Source organism: Kribbella sp. NPDC050470 (assembly GCF_044458365.1).
In the GTDB taxonomy this organism is placed as follows: domain Bacteria; phylum Actinomycetota; class Actinomycetes; order Propionibacteriales; family Kribbellaceae; genus Kribbella.
In genome coordinates this window covers 543,196-556,652 of record NZ_JBITHV010000008.1, presented here as the reverse complement: position 1 = coordinate 556,652, position 13,457 = coordinate 543,196, and the positions used below count along the sequence as shown (strand labels likewise).

15 protein-coding genes are annotated in these 13,457 nt (G+C 70.0%); 7 read left to right on the top strand and 8 right to left on the bottom strand.

Features of this window, described 5'->3' with window-relative positions:
- Nucleotides 1-201: 201 nt before the first annotated feature.
- Nucleotides 202-636, bottom strand: a complete 435-nt coding sequence (locus ACIBGM_RS26820; protein ID WP_360534695.1) for a GNAT family N-acetyltransferase — start codon at nt 634-636, stop codon at nt 202-204.
- 97 nt (nt 637-733) lie between these two features.
- Here ACIBGM_RS26820 and ACIBGM_RS26815 point away from each other — a divergent pair, with 97 nt between their 5' ends.
- A complete protein-coding gene (locus ACIBGM_RS26815) occupies nt 734-1,543 on the top strand; it encodes a toxin-antitoxin system, toxin component (protein WP_360534697.1) in 810 nt (269 codons plus the stop codon).
- A 19-nt stretch (nt 1,544-1,562) separates the two neighbouring features.
- On the opposite strand, the gene ACIBGM_RS26810 is transcribed toward ACIBGM_RS26815, so the two are convergent.
- Together ACIBGM_RS26810 and ACIBGM_RS26805 are read right to left on the bottom strand one after the other, a co-directional pair.
- Nucleotides 1,563-1,988, bottom strand: coding sequence for a nucleoside deaminase (locus ACIBGM_RS26810; protein ID WP_396387061.1), 426 nt, complete (start codon nt 1,986-1,988; stop codon nt 1,563-1,565).
- Nucleotides 1,985-2,833: an LLM class flavin-dependent oxidoreductase gene (locus tag ACIBGM_RS26805; protein ID WP_396387060.1), complete on the bottom strand. Its 849-nt coding sequence runs from the start codon at nt 2,831-2,833 to the stop codon at nt 1,985-1,987. Before ACIBGM_RS26805 ends, ACIBGM_RS26810 begins: the two co-directional genes overlap by 4 nt.
- A gap of 94 nt (nt 2,834-2,927) precedes the next feature.
- Here ACIBGM_RS26805 and ACIBGM_RS26800 point away from each other — a divergent pair, with 94 nt between their 5' ends.
- The gene (locus ACIBGM_RS26800) at nt 2,928-3,407 is read left to right on the top strand and encodes an Lrp/AsnC family transcriptional regulator (protein WP_360534703.1); all 480 of its coding nucleotides are present in this window, start codon (nt 2,928-2,930) and stop codon (nt 3,405-3,407) included.
- Complete coding sequence (locus tag ACIBGM_RS26795) at nt 3,404-4,207, top strand: sugar nucleotide-binding protein (RefSeq protein WP_360534705.1); 804 nt, start codon at nt 3,404-3,406, stop codon at nt 4,205-4,207. The genes ACIBGM_RS26800 and ACIBGM_RS26795 overlap by 4 nt, the downstream gene beginning before the upstream one ends.
- A 54-nt stretch (nt 4,208-4,261) precedes the next feature.
- On the opposite strand, the gene ACIBGM_RS26790 is transcribed toward ACIBGM_RS26795, so the two are convergent.
- On the bottom strand, nt 4,262-4,696 hold the full coding sequence (locus tag ACIBGM_RS26790) for an OsmC family protein (protein WP_360534707.1): 435 nt from the start codon (nt 4,694-4,696) through the stop codon (nt 4,262-4,264).
- A gap of 30 nt (nt 4,697-4,726) precedes the next feature.
- Entirely contained in the window at nt 4,727-5,377 is a 651-nt protein-coding gene (locus tag ACIBGM_RS26785) for an SDR family oxidoreductase (RefSeq protein WP_396387059.1), read from the bottom strand.
- 42 nt (nt 5,378-5,419) lie between these two features.
- On the opposite strand from ACIBGM_RS26785, the gene ACIBGM_RS26780 reads away from it, so the two are divergent.
- A complete protein-coding gene (locus tag ACIBGM_RS26780) occupies nt 5,420-6,202 on the top strand; it encodes an alpha/beta fold hydrolase (RefSeq protein WP_396387058.1) in 783 nt (260 codons plus the stop codon).
- Here the strand turns inward: ACIBGM_RS26780 and ACIBGM_RS26775 are convergent.
- Nucleotides 6,170-8,053 (bottom strand): propionyl-CoA synthetase, encoded by a 1,884-nt coding sequence (locus tag ACIBGM_RS26775; RefSeq protein ID WP_396387057.1) that lies wholly within the window; start codon nt 8,051-8,053, stop codon nt 6,170-6,172. The two genes, ACIBGM_RS26780 and ACIBGM_RS26775, sit on opposite strands and share 33 nt — an antisense overlap.
- A gap of 26 nt (nt 8,054-8,079) precedes the next feature.
- Between ACIBGM_RS26775 and ACIBGM_RS26770 the strand changes: the two genes are divergently transcribed.
- A complete protein-coding gene (locus tag ACIBGM_RS26770; RefSeq protein WP_396387056.1) occupies nt 8,080-9,000 on the top strand; it encodes a threonine/serine dehydratase in 921 nt (306 codons plus the stop codon).
- Here the strand turns inward: ACIBGM_RS26770 and ACIBGM_RS26765 are convergent.
- Entirely contained in the window at nt 8,997-9,605 is a 609-nt protein-coding gene (locus tag ACIBGM_RS26765) for a rhomboid family intramembrane serine protease (RefSeq protein WP_360534717.1), read from the bottom strand. The genes ACIBGM_RS26770 and ACIBGM_RS26765 overlap by 4 nt on opposite strands.
- A 108-nt stretch (nt 9,606-9,713) precedes the next feature.
- Between ACIBGM_RS26765 and ACIBGM_RS26760 the strand changes: the two genes are divergently transcribed.
- On the top strand, nt 9,714-10,913 hold the full coding sequence (locus tag ACIBGM_RS26760) for a Cmx/CmrA family chloramphenicol efflux MFS transporter (RefSeq protein ID WP_360534719.1): 1,200 nt from the start codon (nt 9,714-9,716) through the stop codon (nt 10,911-10,913).
- Here the strand turns inward: ACIBGM_RS26760 and ACIBGM_RS26755 are convergent.
- Nucleotides 10,855-12,273 carry an APC family permease gene (locus ACIBGM_RS26755; protein WP_396387055.1) on the bottom strand — a complete coding sequence of 473 codons (1,419 nt, stop codon included), beginning with the start codon at nt 12,271-12,273 and terminating at the stop codon, nt 10,855-10,857. The two genes, ACIBGM_RS26760 and ACIBGM_RS26755, sit on opposite strands and share 59 nt — an antisense overlap.
- A gap of 112 nt (nt 12,274-12,385) precedes the next feature.
- Here ACIBGM_RS26755 and ACIBGM_RS26750 point away from each other — a divergent pair, with 112 nt between their 5' ends.
- Nucleotides 12,386-13,345, top strand: coding sequence for a DUF389 domain-containing protein (locus ACIBGM_RS26750; RefSeq protein ID WP_396387071.1), 960 nt, complete (start codon nt 12,386-12,388; stop codon nt 13,343-13,345).
- The last annotated feature ends 112 nt before the right edge of the window (nt 13,346-13,457 follow it).

The window sequence follows — 13,457 nt, the reverse complement described above, 5'->3', positions numbered from 1 at the left end:
CGCCCCATCACAGCAGCCCGCACGACGCCAGATGACCAGACACCCAAGACGTCAGGTCGCATACGTCAGCATGGGCGCTTTCGGGCACCCGACCCCCCACGAAACCCTCCCGGCCAAAACACAACCGCGAACATCCACCCAACCCGCGGGCGGAGCAACCTCACGCGTGCCATCACCAGACTTGACTCGACCCACAGCCAGCTAGAGCGGGACACCGTACAGGATGAAGCCGCGGTTTTCGGCGACCTGGTCGTAGAGGCGGCGGGCGGTCGCGTTCGACTCGTGGGTGGACCAGTAGACACGGCCGCAGCCGCGCGCTCGCGCCCAGTCGGTGACGGCCGCGATCAACGCGCGGGCCGCGCCCTGGCCGCGGGCCTCGGGGGCGGTGAAGAGGTCTTGCAGGTAGCAGGAGTCGGGCGCTGTCGTGCTGGCGTGGGTGAGGAAGTGCGTGATGCCGACCAGTTGCCCGTTGAGCCGCGCGCCGAGAGCGTGGATCTCGGTGTCCTGGCGGAATCTGGTCCAGGCCTGATCGTAGAACTCGTCCGGCATCGTGCGGCCGTAGAACTCGTTGTACCCGGCAAACAACTGCTGCCAGGCGGGGCGATCCGCGGGTTCCAGCGGGCCGATGGTGAGCATGGCGGCACCGTTTCACATCGCGGGCCGAAGTGGACCACTGGGGTGAGTAAGGTGCGGTGGTTCGTCTTGTTCCGCCATCGTCTTTCAGGAAGCGTCCGTGACCACATCCCCTCCGCAGCCCCCGCAGAACCCGTACCCCAACCAGCCGGGTGGCTACGGTCCGCCGCCGGAGCAGTTCCCGCAGTACACCCAGGGCCCGCCGCAGCAGCCTCAGCAGTACCAGCAGCCGCCGCACCAGCAGCCGTTCCCGCAGCAGGGCCAGTTCCAGCAGCAGGGTCAGCCGATGCAGCAAGGTGCGGTGCAGTGCCGGTTCTGTGGTGGGTTCCCCGCCGTGCAGGCGACGGTGCGCGGGCACCAGGGCATGATCGTGGTGATGCGGCTCCTGAAGCTGCAGGGCCCGTTCTGCCGGACCTGCGGGATCGCGACCGTCCGGGACATGACCTCGAAGAGCCTGTGGCAGGGCTGGTGGGGTATCGGCTCGATGATCGTCAACCCGATCACGATGCTGATGAACCTCGAGCCGTGGTCGAAGTTCCGCAAGCTCCCCGAGCCGGCCCCCGGCGCCCCGGGCCGGCCGATGAACCCGGGCAAGCCGCTGCCGCAGCGCCCGGCGATCGCGATGCTGCTGCTCCCGATCGCGCTGATCGTCGCGTTCGTGGCGATCCAGCTGAGCATCACCACCGCGTCCGAGGCCACGGTCGGGTCCTGCGTGGTGAACAAGGGCACCTCGACGACCCCGGACGTCGAGGTCGTCGATTGCGCGTCGTCCGAGGCGGAGTACAAGGTCGTCGGCAAGCTCGACGACACCGTCGACGACACCAAGTGCGAGCAGTTCCCCGGCTACGAGGCGGCGTACACCTCCGAGGTCGGCTCGCAGCGCTACACGCTCTGCCTCGGCCCGATCTGATCGACGTGTGGGTGCCGGTCTACGGGTAGTACCCGTCGACCGGCACCTTCGCCTCGTCGTACAGCGCCGGACCCTCGAGCGGTACGGCGGGGAAACCGCCGGTGGACTTGAGTCCGTTGAGTTGCTCACCGGACAACGCGTAGACCACCCGGCCGAGCCCGGACCGCGCCAGCGCACCCGAGCACATCTCGCACGGCTGGCAACTCGTGTACATGGTCGTCCCCGCGGCCGTCCCCGGATCCAGCTCGCGGGCCGCCCACACCGCCAGCTTCAGCTCCGGGTGGAAGCTGATGTCGCCGTCGGTGATGGTCGAGTTCTGCTCCTCGGCGAGCACCGTCCCGTCCGGGCCGACCAGCAGCGACCCGAACGGCGGGTTGCCGGATCGCCGGGCCGCCGCAGCCAGCTCGATCGCGCGGCGCAGGAAGCCTTCTGCTTCGGGGGTCACGTGTTCTCCTGTCGTCGGTGCGCGGCGATCGTCGCCAGCGCCTGCCAGGCCACTTCGGGCCGCTCGCTCTCGGCAGGATCGCCGATGAAGGGGTCCAGTACGACGCTCCGCGCGCCGAGCTCACGGAGTGCGTCGAGGTCGGCGAGCACCTGGTCGAGTGAGCCCTCACCAGCGACCCGCTCGTCGTCGGGCAGCGGTGACGGGGTCAGCCGGAGCAGGATCCGGGGCGCGAAGTCTGGCACCGGGCGCTCCTCCTCGGCGGCGATCGCGCGCAGGCGGTCCAGTGCCGTGCGCATCCAGTCGAGCCGTTCCCGCAGCGGGTGCCAGGCGTCGCCGTACCGGACCGTGCGGCGCATGCCCGCCGTACTTCGGCCGCCGATCCAGATCGGGATCGAGCCGCCGCCGTAGTCCTTGTCGTTCTCCCAGGCTCGCCGGATCTCCACCAGCGTCTGATCGGTCACCCGGCCGCGTGCTTCGAAATCCGCACCGAGCGCCTCGAACTCCTGCCGGGCCCAGCCGACGCCGACGCCGAGGACGAACCGGCCGCCGCTGAGCTGGTCGAGGTTCGCCGCCATCCTTGCCACCAGCAACGGGTGCCGGTACGGCGCGATCAGCACGGTGGTGCCGAGCCGGACCCGCTCGGTGACGCCGGCCAGCCAGCTCAACGTGGTGAACGGGTCGAAGAACGGCGCCGGGTACTGCTCGGCCACGTCGGGCGTGATCGCCACATGATCGGAGACCATCAGCAGGTCGTAGCCGAGGCCTTCGACCGTGCGGGCCCAGTCGCGCAGCCGGGCCGGGTTCGTGCCGGGGCCGAAGTTGGGGACGTTCACACCGAGTTCCACGCCCATCAGGCTAGCCAGCCGCAAGCCCGGTTCTGAAGAGAATCCTCCCGGCGTACGACGGCTTCGGCCGGGGAATCGCCGGTATTCTCGCGGTATGACCGAGAGTCTCGATCCGACCGACTGGGCCATCCTGGCCGAGCTGCAGAACGACGCCCGGATCTCGCTCACCGAGCTCGGCCGCCGGGTGAACCTGAGCGCCTCGGCGACCACCGAACGCGTCCGCCGGCTGGAGTCGGCCGGGATCATCACCGCGTACCGCGCCGAGGTGGACCTGACGAAGGTGGGCTACCCGGTGCTGGCCGTCGTACGGCTGAAGTACCCGGGCAACAAGCACGAGCCGCTGCACCGGCTGCTGAAGGAACGCCACGAGATCCTCGAGTGCCTGCGCACCACCGGCGAGGACTGCTACACCCTCAAGGTCGCCGCTGCCTCGATGCCGCACCTCGAAGAGCTCGTCAACGAACTGACCGACTTCGGCAGCACGACCACCAACCTCGTCTACTCCCAAACCCTCCCCCTCCGCGGCCCGCGGCAGACGCCGGAGTCGACGGTTCCGCGTAGGCTGAGCGGGTGAGGGTGCTCGTCACTGGGGCCGGTGGGCTACTGGGGAGCGAGATCGCGCGGGTGGCTGAGCACGAAGTGGTACCGGCGTACTACAGACAGCCAGTGCCGGGTGGGGTCCGGATGGATGTCCGGGATCGGGGTGAGGTCGACGACGTCATCCGCAAGGTCCGGCCGGACGGCATCATCCACGCCGCGTTCCTGCAGTCGGACTGGGTGACGACCGCGGACGGTCCGGCCAACGTCGCACTCGCCGCGCGGGGCACACGACTCGTCTTCGTCTCGACCGACGTGGTCTTCGGCGGCGGCGATCAGCCGTACGACGAGGACGCGAGCCCGTGCCCGGTCACGCCGTACGGCGCTGCGAAAGCCGCCGCCGAGACAGCCGTCCGGGCGATCGATCCGGCAGCCGTCATCGCCCGGACCTCCCTGATCATCGGGTACGACGGGAAGTCGTCGACGGAACGCCTCGTGCACGCGTTGGCCGCCGGCGGACCGGGTGCCCTGTACACCGGGAACATCCGCTGCCCGGTGCACGTGACCGACCTGGCGACCGCGCTGCTCGAGCTACTCGAGTCCGACGTGCAGGGTCCGGCGCACGTGGCCGGACCGCAAGCCGTCAACCGTCTCGAGCTCGGCCGGATGATCGCGGCCCGGGACGGCCTCGACCCGCAGTCGCTGCCCTTCACCCCTGGCCCGCCGTCGGATGTCCGGCTGGCTGGCGAGCGCACCCAGAAGCTGCTCACCACCCGGCTGCGGCCGGTCGCTGAGTTCCTCGCCCCAGGCCCGTCACGCCTGGACCGGCCCGCGTAGAGCCGGCCCGCCCAGGCCGGCCCGCGTAGAGCCGGCCGGCCCAGGCCGGCCCGCTCAGACCGTCTCGTCGACCGTCGTGGTGACCGGCGCGCCGAGCTCGACCGTGCGGCTGACCGTGCAGAGCCGGTCGTGCGACATCTTCACCGCGCGCGGCAGCGCCTCCCGCGCCTTGTCGCCGTCCTCACCCTCCGGGAAGCGGATGGTGAACTCGACCGCGAGGTTCTCCATCCGGTTGCCCTCCTCGGGGTCGCGGACCTTGTCACCGCGGACGACCGCCGTGAACTCGGTCGGCTCGGCCCGGCGGCTGACCACGATGTCGACGTCGATCGCCGAGCAGGTGCCGATCGCCGCGAGCAGCAGCTCGACCGGGGTGAAGTCGGTGTCCTCGCCGCCCGACCCGACCCGGATGCTGCCGCCCCGGGCGTTGCGGACCTCGTAGCTGCTGTTGGCCAGGCGCTCGAAGTGCACCTGCCGGAGAGTGTCGCCCATAACCGTCACATTCTGTTGCTTGTGGCAACGTCAGAGGTTCTTCAGTGCCTCGGCCGCCGGGGTCTGGCCGGCGACGAGTTCGAGGGTCCGGCCGATCGCGGCCGGGGTGTCGCAGAGGCCGGCCAGCACGAGGGCCACGTCGTCGCGGCTGATCCGGCCGTTGCCGGTCTTGTCCTCGAGCCGGACCAGGCCGGTGCCTGGGTCGTCGGTCAGACCGCCCGGGCGCAGGATGGTCCAGTCGAGGTCGCGGCGGCGCAGGTTCTCCTCGGCGGCCCACTTGGCCTTGAGGTAGACGGTGAACACCTCGTCGTCGGTCAGCGAGTCGGCCCGGTCGGCGCCCATCGAGCCGACCTGGATGTGCCGCCGGACGCCGGCCTGCTCGGCCGCGTCCGCGAACAGCGCCGCGGCCCCGCGATCGACGGTGTCCTTGCGCGCCTTCCCGCTGCCCGGCCCCGCGCCGGCGGCGAAGATCGCCACGTCGGCCCCGGCGAGCACCTCGGCGACTGCGGCCGCGTCGACCTGCTCGAGATCCAGTACGGCGGCCTGCCCGCCGGCGGCGGTGATGTCGGCTTCATGGTCGGGGTTGCGCACCAGACCGACCACCTCGTGCCCGTCGCCGGCCAGCAGCTTGGTCAGCCGCAGCGCGATCTGCCCGTGTCCACCCGCAATCACCACTCGCATACCCCGAGCCTAACTCGCCACCGAATCCGGCAGACTGCTCCCGTGCCGCACGCAACAACAGCCGATGGTCAGCGGATCGCCTACCAGGTCCGGGGCGCCGGGCAACCGCTCGTCCTGCTGGCCGGCCAGTCCAACAACCACACCTGGTGGGACCCGGTTCGCGCCGACTTCGAAGCGTCGTACCAGACCGTCACGCTGGACTGGCGTGGCACCGGCGACAGCGACAAGCCGGACGAGGTCTACAGCACTCCCGGATTCGCCGAGGACGTCGTCGCAGTGCTGGACGATCTCGGGCTGGCTGCGGTGCACCTCTACGGCACGTCGATGGGTGGGCGGGTCGCGCAGTGGGTCGCCATCAACCACCCCGATCGGGTGAAGGGGCTGGTCCTCGGGTGTACGTCGCCGGGTGCGGCGCACGGGTACGAGCGAAGCCAGGAGATCCGCCGTGCGCTGGCCGACTCCGCGAAGGCCGAGCGGGTGTTGCTCGAGCTGATGTATACGCCGGGCTGGCTGGCGGCGAATCCAGGCCCACATCCCGTGCTCGGTGACGCGAGCATGCCGTCATACGCGAGGGCGCGGCACCTGGTCGCGAGCAACAGGCACGACGCGTGGGACGGCCTGCCGGGCATCACCTCACCGACGCTGATCCTGCACGGGTCCGACGACGTCTTCAGCCCGGCCGCCAACGCGCAACTGCTGGCCGACCGCATCCCGCGAGCGCGTGCCGAGCTGATCGAGGGTGCCCGGCACGCGTACTTCCACGAGTTCCATGAAGTCGCCGGACCGGCGGTCCTACGGTTCCTGGCTGCGCAGGATGGGTCGTAGGGCTTCGAGTACGGCGGGATCCTCGATCGTCGACGGGATCGGTTCGTCCCGGCCGTCGGCGATGCCGCGCATGGTCTTGCGAAGGATCTTCCCCGACCGGGTCTTCGGCAGCGCGTCCACCACCGATACGTCCCGGAACGCGGCCACCGGCCCGATGTCCCGCCGTACCGCGGCCACCAGCTCCTCCTGCAGGACCTCCTCGGGGATGTCCGCACCGGCCTTCAGTACGACGAGGCCACGCGGAAGCTGGCCCTTCAACGCGTCCTGCACTCCGATCACCGCGCACTCGGCCACCGCCGGATGCGCGGCCAGCACGGCCTCCATGCTGCCGGTCGACAACCGGTGTCCGGCGACGTTGATGACGTCGTCGGTGCGGCCCATCACGAAGATGTAGCCGTCGTCGTCGAGGTAGCCGGAGTCGCCGGTCAGGTAGTAGCCGTCGTACCGGCTCAGGTAGTTGTCGATGTAGCGCTGATCGTCACCCCACAGCGTCGGCAACGCACCCGGCGGCAGCGGCAGCTTGATCGCGATCGCGCCCTCCTCGCCGGCCGGCAGCTGGTTGCCGACGGCGTCCAGGATCTGCAGGTTCCAGCCGGGCATCGGGACGGTCGCCGACCCGGGCTTGGTCGGCAACGGCTCGAGACCACGCGGGTTGGCGGCGATCGGCCAGCCGGTCTCGGTCTGCCACCAGTGGTCCACGACCGGTACGCCGAGATGCTCGTGCGCCCAGTGGTAGGTCTCCGGGTCCAGCCGCTCACCGGCGAGGAACAGCGTCCGGAAGCCCTGCAGGTCGTACTTCCCCAGCTCCAGCGCCTCCGGATCGAGCCGCTTGATCGCACGGAACGCGGTCGGCGCGGTGAACAACGCCTTCGCGCCGTGCTCGGAGATGACCCGCCAGAACGCGCCTGCATCCGGGGTACCGACCGGTTTCCCCTCGTAGAGCACGGTCGTGGCGCCGACCAGCAGCGGCGCGTAGACGATGTAGGAGTGGCCGACGACCCAGCCGACGTCGGAGGCCGTCCACCACACGTCACCCGGGCCGATGTCGTAGACCGCGCGCATCGACCAGGACAGTGCGACGGCATGGCCGCCGTTGTCGCGGACCACGCCCTTCGGCTTCCCCGTCGTACCAGACGTGTAGAGGATGTAGAGCGGATCGGTCGCGGCGACCGGCACCGGGTCGGCGGGCTCGGCGCCGGCGGTGAGCTCGGACCAGTCCAGGTTGCGGTCGCCGAGCTTCGCGAGCGCGGCCTCGCGCTGCAGCACGATCGTGCGCTCCGGCTGGTGCCGGGTGAGCTCGAGGGCGGCGTCAATGATCGGCTTGTACTCGACCACGCGGGTCGGCTCGATCCCGCAGGACGCGGCGACGATCACCTTCGGCTCGGCATCGTCGATCCGGGCCGCCAGCTCCTTCGGGGCGAAGCCGCCGAAGACCACCGAGTGGATCGCGCCGAGCCGCGCACACGCGAGCATCGCGACTGCGGCCTCGGGGACCATCGGCATGTAGACGATCACCCGATCGCCCCTCCCGACGCCCACAGACCTGAGCGCCCCGGCGAAGACTGCAACCTCGTCACGCAGCTGCTGGTACGTCAGGGTCCGCTTGGTCGCAGTGACCGGTGAGTCGTAGATCAGCGCGGTCCGGTCGCCGTGGCCGGCTTCGACGTGCCGGTCGAGCGCGTTGTACGACGTGTTGAGCTCACCGTCGGGGAACCAGCGGTAGAGCGGTGCGCCGGTGGCGTCGAGGGCCTGCGCCGGTGGCCGGGTCCAGTTGACCGCGCCGGCCTCCTCCAGCCAGAACGCTTCCGGATCGTCGAGACTGCGCCGGTGGCTTTCCTCATACGCGCCCATGTCCCTCATCGTGGCAGGGTTGGCGCATGACGGTAAGTGTCGAGGACATCCGCGCGGCGGCGGAGCGGATCGCCGGGCGGGTCCGCCGTACGCCGGTGATCGAGGTCGCGCCGGGCCTCACCTTCAAGCTGGAGTTGCTGCAGCACACCGGGTCGTTCAAGCCACGCGGCGCGTTCAACCGGCTGCTCACCGCCAAGGAGGACGGCCACCTCACCGGGACAGGTCTGGTCGCGGCTTCCGGTGGCAATGCCGGTCTCGCGGCCGCCTATGCAGCGCGTGAGCTCGGGATCCCGGCGCGGATCTTCGTCCCGGTCACCACGCCGGCGGCGAAGGTCGCCAGGCTGCACACCCTGCAGGCCGAGGTCATCCAGGTCGGAAACGAGTACGCCGAGGCCTACCAGGCGGCCCTGGAGGCGCGAGACGAGTCGGGCGCGCTGCTGCTGCACGCCTACGACCAGCCGGAGGTCGTCGCCGGGCAGGGCACGATCGGGCTGGAGCTGCTCGACCAGGTCGGCGGGTTCGACACCGTGCTGGTCGCGGTCGGCGGCGGCGGGCTGATCGCCGGGATCGCGACCGCCCTGGGAGACCAGGCCCGTGTCATCGGCGTCGAGCCCGAGCTCGCACCGACCTTTCACCGCGCACTGGCAGCCGGCGAGCCGGTCGATGTTCCGGTCGGCGGGGTCGCGGTCGACTCACTGGGCGGCCGCCGTCTGGGCGACCTGGCCTTCGCAGCGGCGACGCAGTACGGGGTCGCCTCACTGCTCGTCGACGATGACGCGATCGTTGCCGCTCGCAATGAGCTCTGGCGCGAGCATCGCCTCGTGGTCGAGCACGGCGCGGCCGTCGCGTACGCCGCCCTCGCGTCAGGGATCTACCGACCCGCGGCCGGCGAGCGGGTCGTGGTGATCGTCTGCGGAGCCAACACCGACCCCGCAACCCTCGGCTAGGTGACGCGTTTGGGCCGGTCGTCCGCGAGGATCCAGGCGGCCAGAACGCCGGCGATCGCGCCGAACAGGTGACCCTGCCAGGAGATGCCGTCCTGCGGCAGCAGGCCGCCGAGCAGCGCACTCCCCCAGACCAGCACCACCAGTACGCCGACGAGCACCTGACTCAGCCGGCGGTTGAAGATCCCGCGCGCGATCAGGTACGCCGCGAACCCGAAGACCAGCCCGCTTGCGCCGATGGTGATCGTGTTCGGCGGTGACACCAGCCAGGTGCCGAATCCGCCGATCACGGTGACGATCGCAGTGACCGCGAACAGCCGGGTCGCACCGCTGAGCGCGATCAGCGCGCCCAGTGTCACCAGCGGCAGCGTGTTCGAGATCAGGTGGCCGAAGCCGAGGTGCAGGAACGGCGCGGTCACGACCCCGAGCAGGCCTTCCGGATCGCGCGAGATGATCCCGTACTGATCGAGCGAGCCGTTCAGCGCGGTGTCGACGATCTCGCACAGCCACATCAGCCCGACCAGCAGCACGAGCAGCCTCAGGCCGCCGCCGATCCGGGCCGTGTCGACACTCCGTCCGGTCCGTCGAGCTGGCGTCTGGAAGCTCATGTCTCAACGATGCCGTATCCACCCAAGTCTCAGTCTGTGGCAGGCGCGGCGACAGCGGACGGTGATCTTTGCGATACTCCGGGTTGCAGTCGAGGGTGGGGGAACGTGATGCCGGTAGCCGTCTACGTCCTTGGCCTGAGCATCTTCGCTCAGGGCACGTCCGAGCTCATGCTCGCCGGACTGTTGCCTGAGCTGTCAGCAGACCTCGACATCTCCATCCCGCAAGCAGGTCTGCTCATCTCCGCGTTCGCCGTCGGCATGCTGGTCGGCGCCCCGGTCCTCGCCGTCGTCACGCTCACCTGGTCCCGCCGTACGGCGCTCCTGCTCTTCCTGGCCGTGTTCGCGCTGACCCACGTGGCGGGTGCGCTCACCCCGAACTACGCCGTACTGCTCGCGACCCGGATCGTCGGCGCCTTCGTCTACGCCGGCTTCTGGTCGGTCGCGGCCGTCACCGTGGTCGCGCTCGTCCCGGCGAACACGCGCGCCCGGGCGATGAGCGTCGTCACTGGCGGCCTCACCGTCGCCACGATCGTCGGACTCCCGGCAGGCACGGTCATGGGCCAGCATCTCGGCTGGCGTACGGCGTTCTGGACCGTGGCCGGACTGTGCGTCCTGGCGATGGCCGGCGTACTCGCCACGATCCCGGCCGGACGCCCCACGCCCGAGCAGATCCCTCGACTCCGCAACGAACTCCGGGCACTCGCCAACTCCCGGCTGTGGCTGGCGTTCTGCACCACCGCACTCGTCACGTCGAGCATCCTGGTGGTGTTCAGCTACCTCGCTCCCTTGCTGATCCAGACCACCGGGCTGCCCCCGGAAGCCGTGCCCGCCGTCCTCGCCCTCTACGGCCTGGGCTCGTTCGTCGGCATCACGCTCGGCGGCCGGACCGCGGACGCACTGCCCTTCCACACTCTGTTCACCGGCATCGCCGGTCTCAGCATCCTGTCCGCGGTCCTCACGCTCACCGCGACCAGTCCCGTGGTCGCGATCGCGGTCATCGTGCTGCTCGGTGGCTTCGGCTTCGCGACCAACCCGGCCCTCAACGCCCGGGTCTTCAGCCTGGCCGGTGACGCCCCCACGCTGGCGACCGCGACGAACTTCTCCGCGTTCAACGTCGGGATCACCGCAGGGCCGTGGCTCGGCGGCTTGGCGATCGACGCCGGCACGGGCTACGCCGCACTGGGCTGGATCGCCGTGGCCACCGGGCTCACGGCCCTGGGCACTGTCGTGGTGGCAGCGCTGCTGCCGGTCAGTTCACCGGACCACTCGGGTCGATATGGCTCGGGTCGAACTCGGCGTGCCGCTTGAACACGTACTTGTTCAGCAGCCAGGTGAGCGCCCACAGCCCGACGCCGATCAGCATCAGCCAGCCGGCGATCTTGTAGTCCGCCGAGGCCCGCCCGGACAGCGGGCTGGCCAGGTACACGCACAGCACGACGCCCAGCACCGGCAACGCGGTCGGCGCCTGGAAGTGCTTGTGCTCCACCTGGTCCCGGCGCAGCACCAGCACCGCGACGTTCACGATCGCGAACACGCACAGCAGCAGGAGCGCCGTCGTACCACCGAGCGCGGCCAGGTCGGCGTATCCGATCAGGAAGAACGCCAGCAGCGTGGTGAACAGGATGGCGATGTACGGCGTGCGGCGCCGGTTCAGCACCCGGCCGAGCGGGCCCGGCAGGACCTGCTCGTGCGCCATGCCGTAGAGCAGCCGGCTCGCCATCAGCATGTTGATCAGCGCCGAGTTGGCGACCGCGAACATGGTGATCCAGGCGAACACCTCGAGCGGGAAGCCCGGGGCGCCGGCCGAGACGACCTTCAGCAGCGGCGTCGAGCCCTGGTTCAGCTCCTCCGGCGACACCAGGGTGACCGCCGAGATCGCGACCAGGACGTAGATGACACCGGTGATGCACAGACCGGTCAGCATGATCTTCGGGAAGATCCGGACCGGGTCCTTGGTCTCCTCGGCCATGTTCACCGAGTCCTCGAAGCCGACCATCGCGAAGAACGCCAGCGCGGTCGCCGCAGTGACCGACCCGAAGGCGGTCTCACCCGACGGGGTGTTGAAGTCGGTCAGCCGGGACGTGTCGCCGTCGCCGCTGCCGATCGCCCAGACACCGATCGCGATCACGATCAGCAGACCGGACAGCTCTACGCAGGTCAGCACGACGTTCGCCTTCACGCTCTCGCCGACGCCGCGCAGGTTCACCAGCGCGATCAGCGCCATGAAGCTCAGCGCGGTGATCATCAGCAGCGAGCCGCGCTCAGGGTCGATGTCGGCGGCCGAGAAGAAGTTCGCCGCGAACGCCTTCGACGCGCTGGACGCCGAGGTGAGGCCGGAGCACATCACTGCGAAGGTGAGCAGGAAGGTGAGGAAGTGGATCCCGAACGCCTTGTGCGTGTACACCGCGGCGCCACCGGCCCGCGGGTACTTGGTGACGAGCTCCAGGTAGCTGGTCGCGGTCAAGAGGGCCACGATGAACGCGCACAGGAACGGCAGCCAGACCGCTCCGCCGACCTCACCTGCCACCTTGCCGGTCAGCGCGTAGACGCCGGTGCCGAGAATGTCCCCGACCACGAACAACAGCAACAGGCCCGGGCCCATGACCCGTTTCAGCTCGGGGCGCTCACCGGCCTTGGGTGCAGCAGCGGCGCCAGCACTCTCACTCATCGTGCCTCCCTGGATTCGGTGCGTCAGTGGACCACATCCGGGGGTGCATGCGCAGAGCGGCGCTCAGGCCGTGACCGGAAGGTGACCGGCGGCCTGGGAGCATTGGCCCGTGATGCACCTTCGTCTCATCGTCCCACCGGATCGCAGCGAGCGCGTCCTGGACACGCTCGTCGACGATCCGCGCGTGACCAGCATCGTCCGGCTGCCGGGCGCCGCCCAGCGGCCGGCCGGTGACGTGATCGACTGCGACGTCACCCGCGAGGCGACGTCGAGCATCCTCAGCTGGCTCAAGCAGCAGGGCCTGTACGACGAAGGGTCGGTCGCGGTCGCCGTGGTCGACGCGGCTCCGTCGCGGAACGCGCGGCTGACCGAGAAGGCCGCGCCGGGCGCCCCGGACGACGCGGTGATCTGGGATGCAGTCGTCGACCAGGCCTACAACGAGGCCAAGGGCTCCTGGGTGTACTACGTGTTCCTGACCCTGGCCACGATGATCGCGGCCGTGGCCGTGGTTACCGACTCGTCGATCCTGGTCGTCGGCGCGATGGTGGTCGGGCCTGAGTTCGGCGTGGTCGCGGCAGTCGCCGTCGGCCTGGCCCTGCGCGACCTGCACCTTGCCCGGCGCGCGTCGTTGGTGCTGGCCTGGGGATTCCTGCTGGCGATCGCGCTCACCACCGTCGCGGCGTTGCTGGCCCGGGCGGTCGGTTGGATCGACGTCGGGGACGTGACCGCCGAGCGGCCGTTGACCGGGTTCATCTGGCGTCCGGACAAGTGGTCGGCGGTGGTCGCCGTACTGGCCGGGTCTGCCGGGGTGCTCTCGCAGACGGCCGGGCGGTCGAACGCGCTGGTCGGAGTGTTCATCTCGGTGACCACGGTGCCGGCGGCGGGCGACCTCGCGTTGTCGATCGCGTTGTGGGCTCCGCACCACATCGGCGGCGCGGCAGCGCAGCTCGGGATCAACCTCGTCGGGATGACGGTGGCCGGGGTGATCACGCTGCTGCTGCAGCGGCGGATCTGGCGGGCCTACCTGCGGATGAAGAGCAGGAAAGGCGCGGGCGCGCGCGTTGAGGCTTGACCGGGCGTCCCCTGTCCGGTCCGCGCGCGCCCTGCTCAGCTAGTCGTACCCCATTCGGGGGTCGCTCGCACCACTGACATTGCTGACGTATGTCGGACATGGCGCGAAGTCG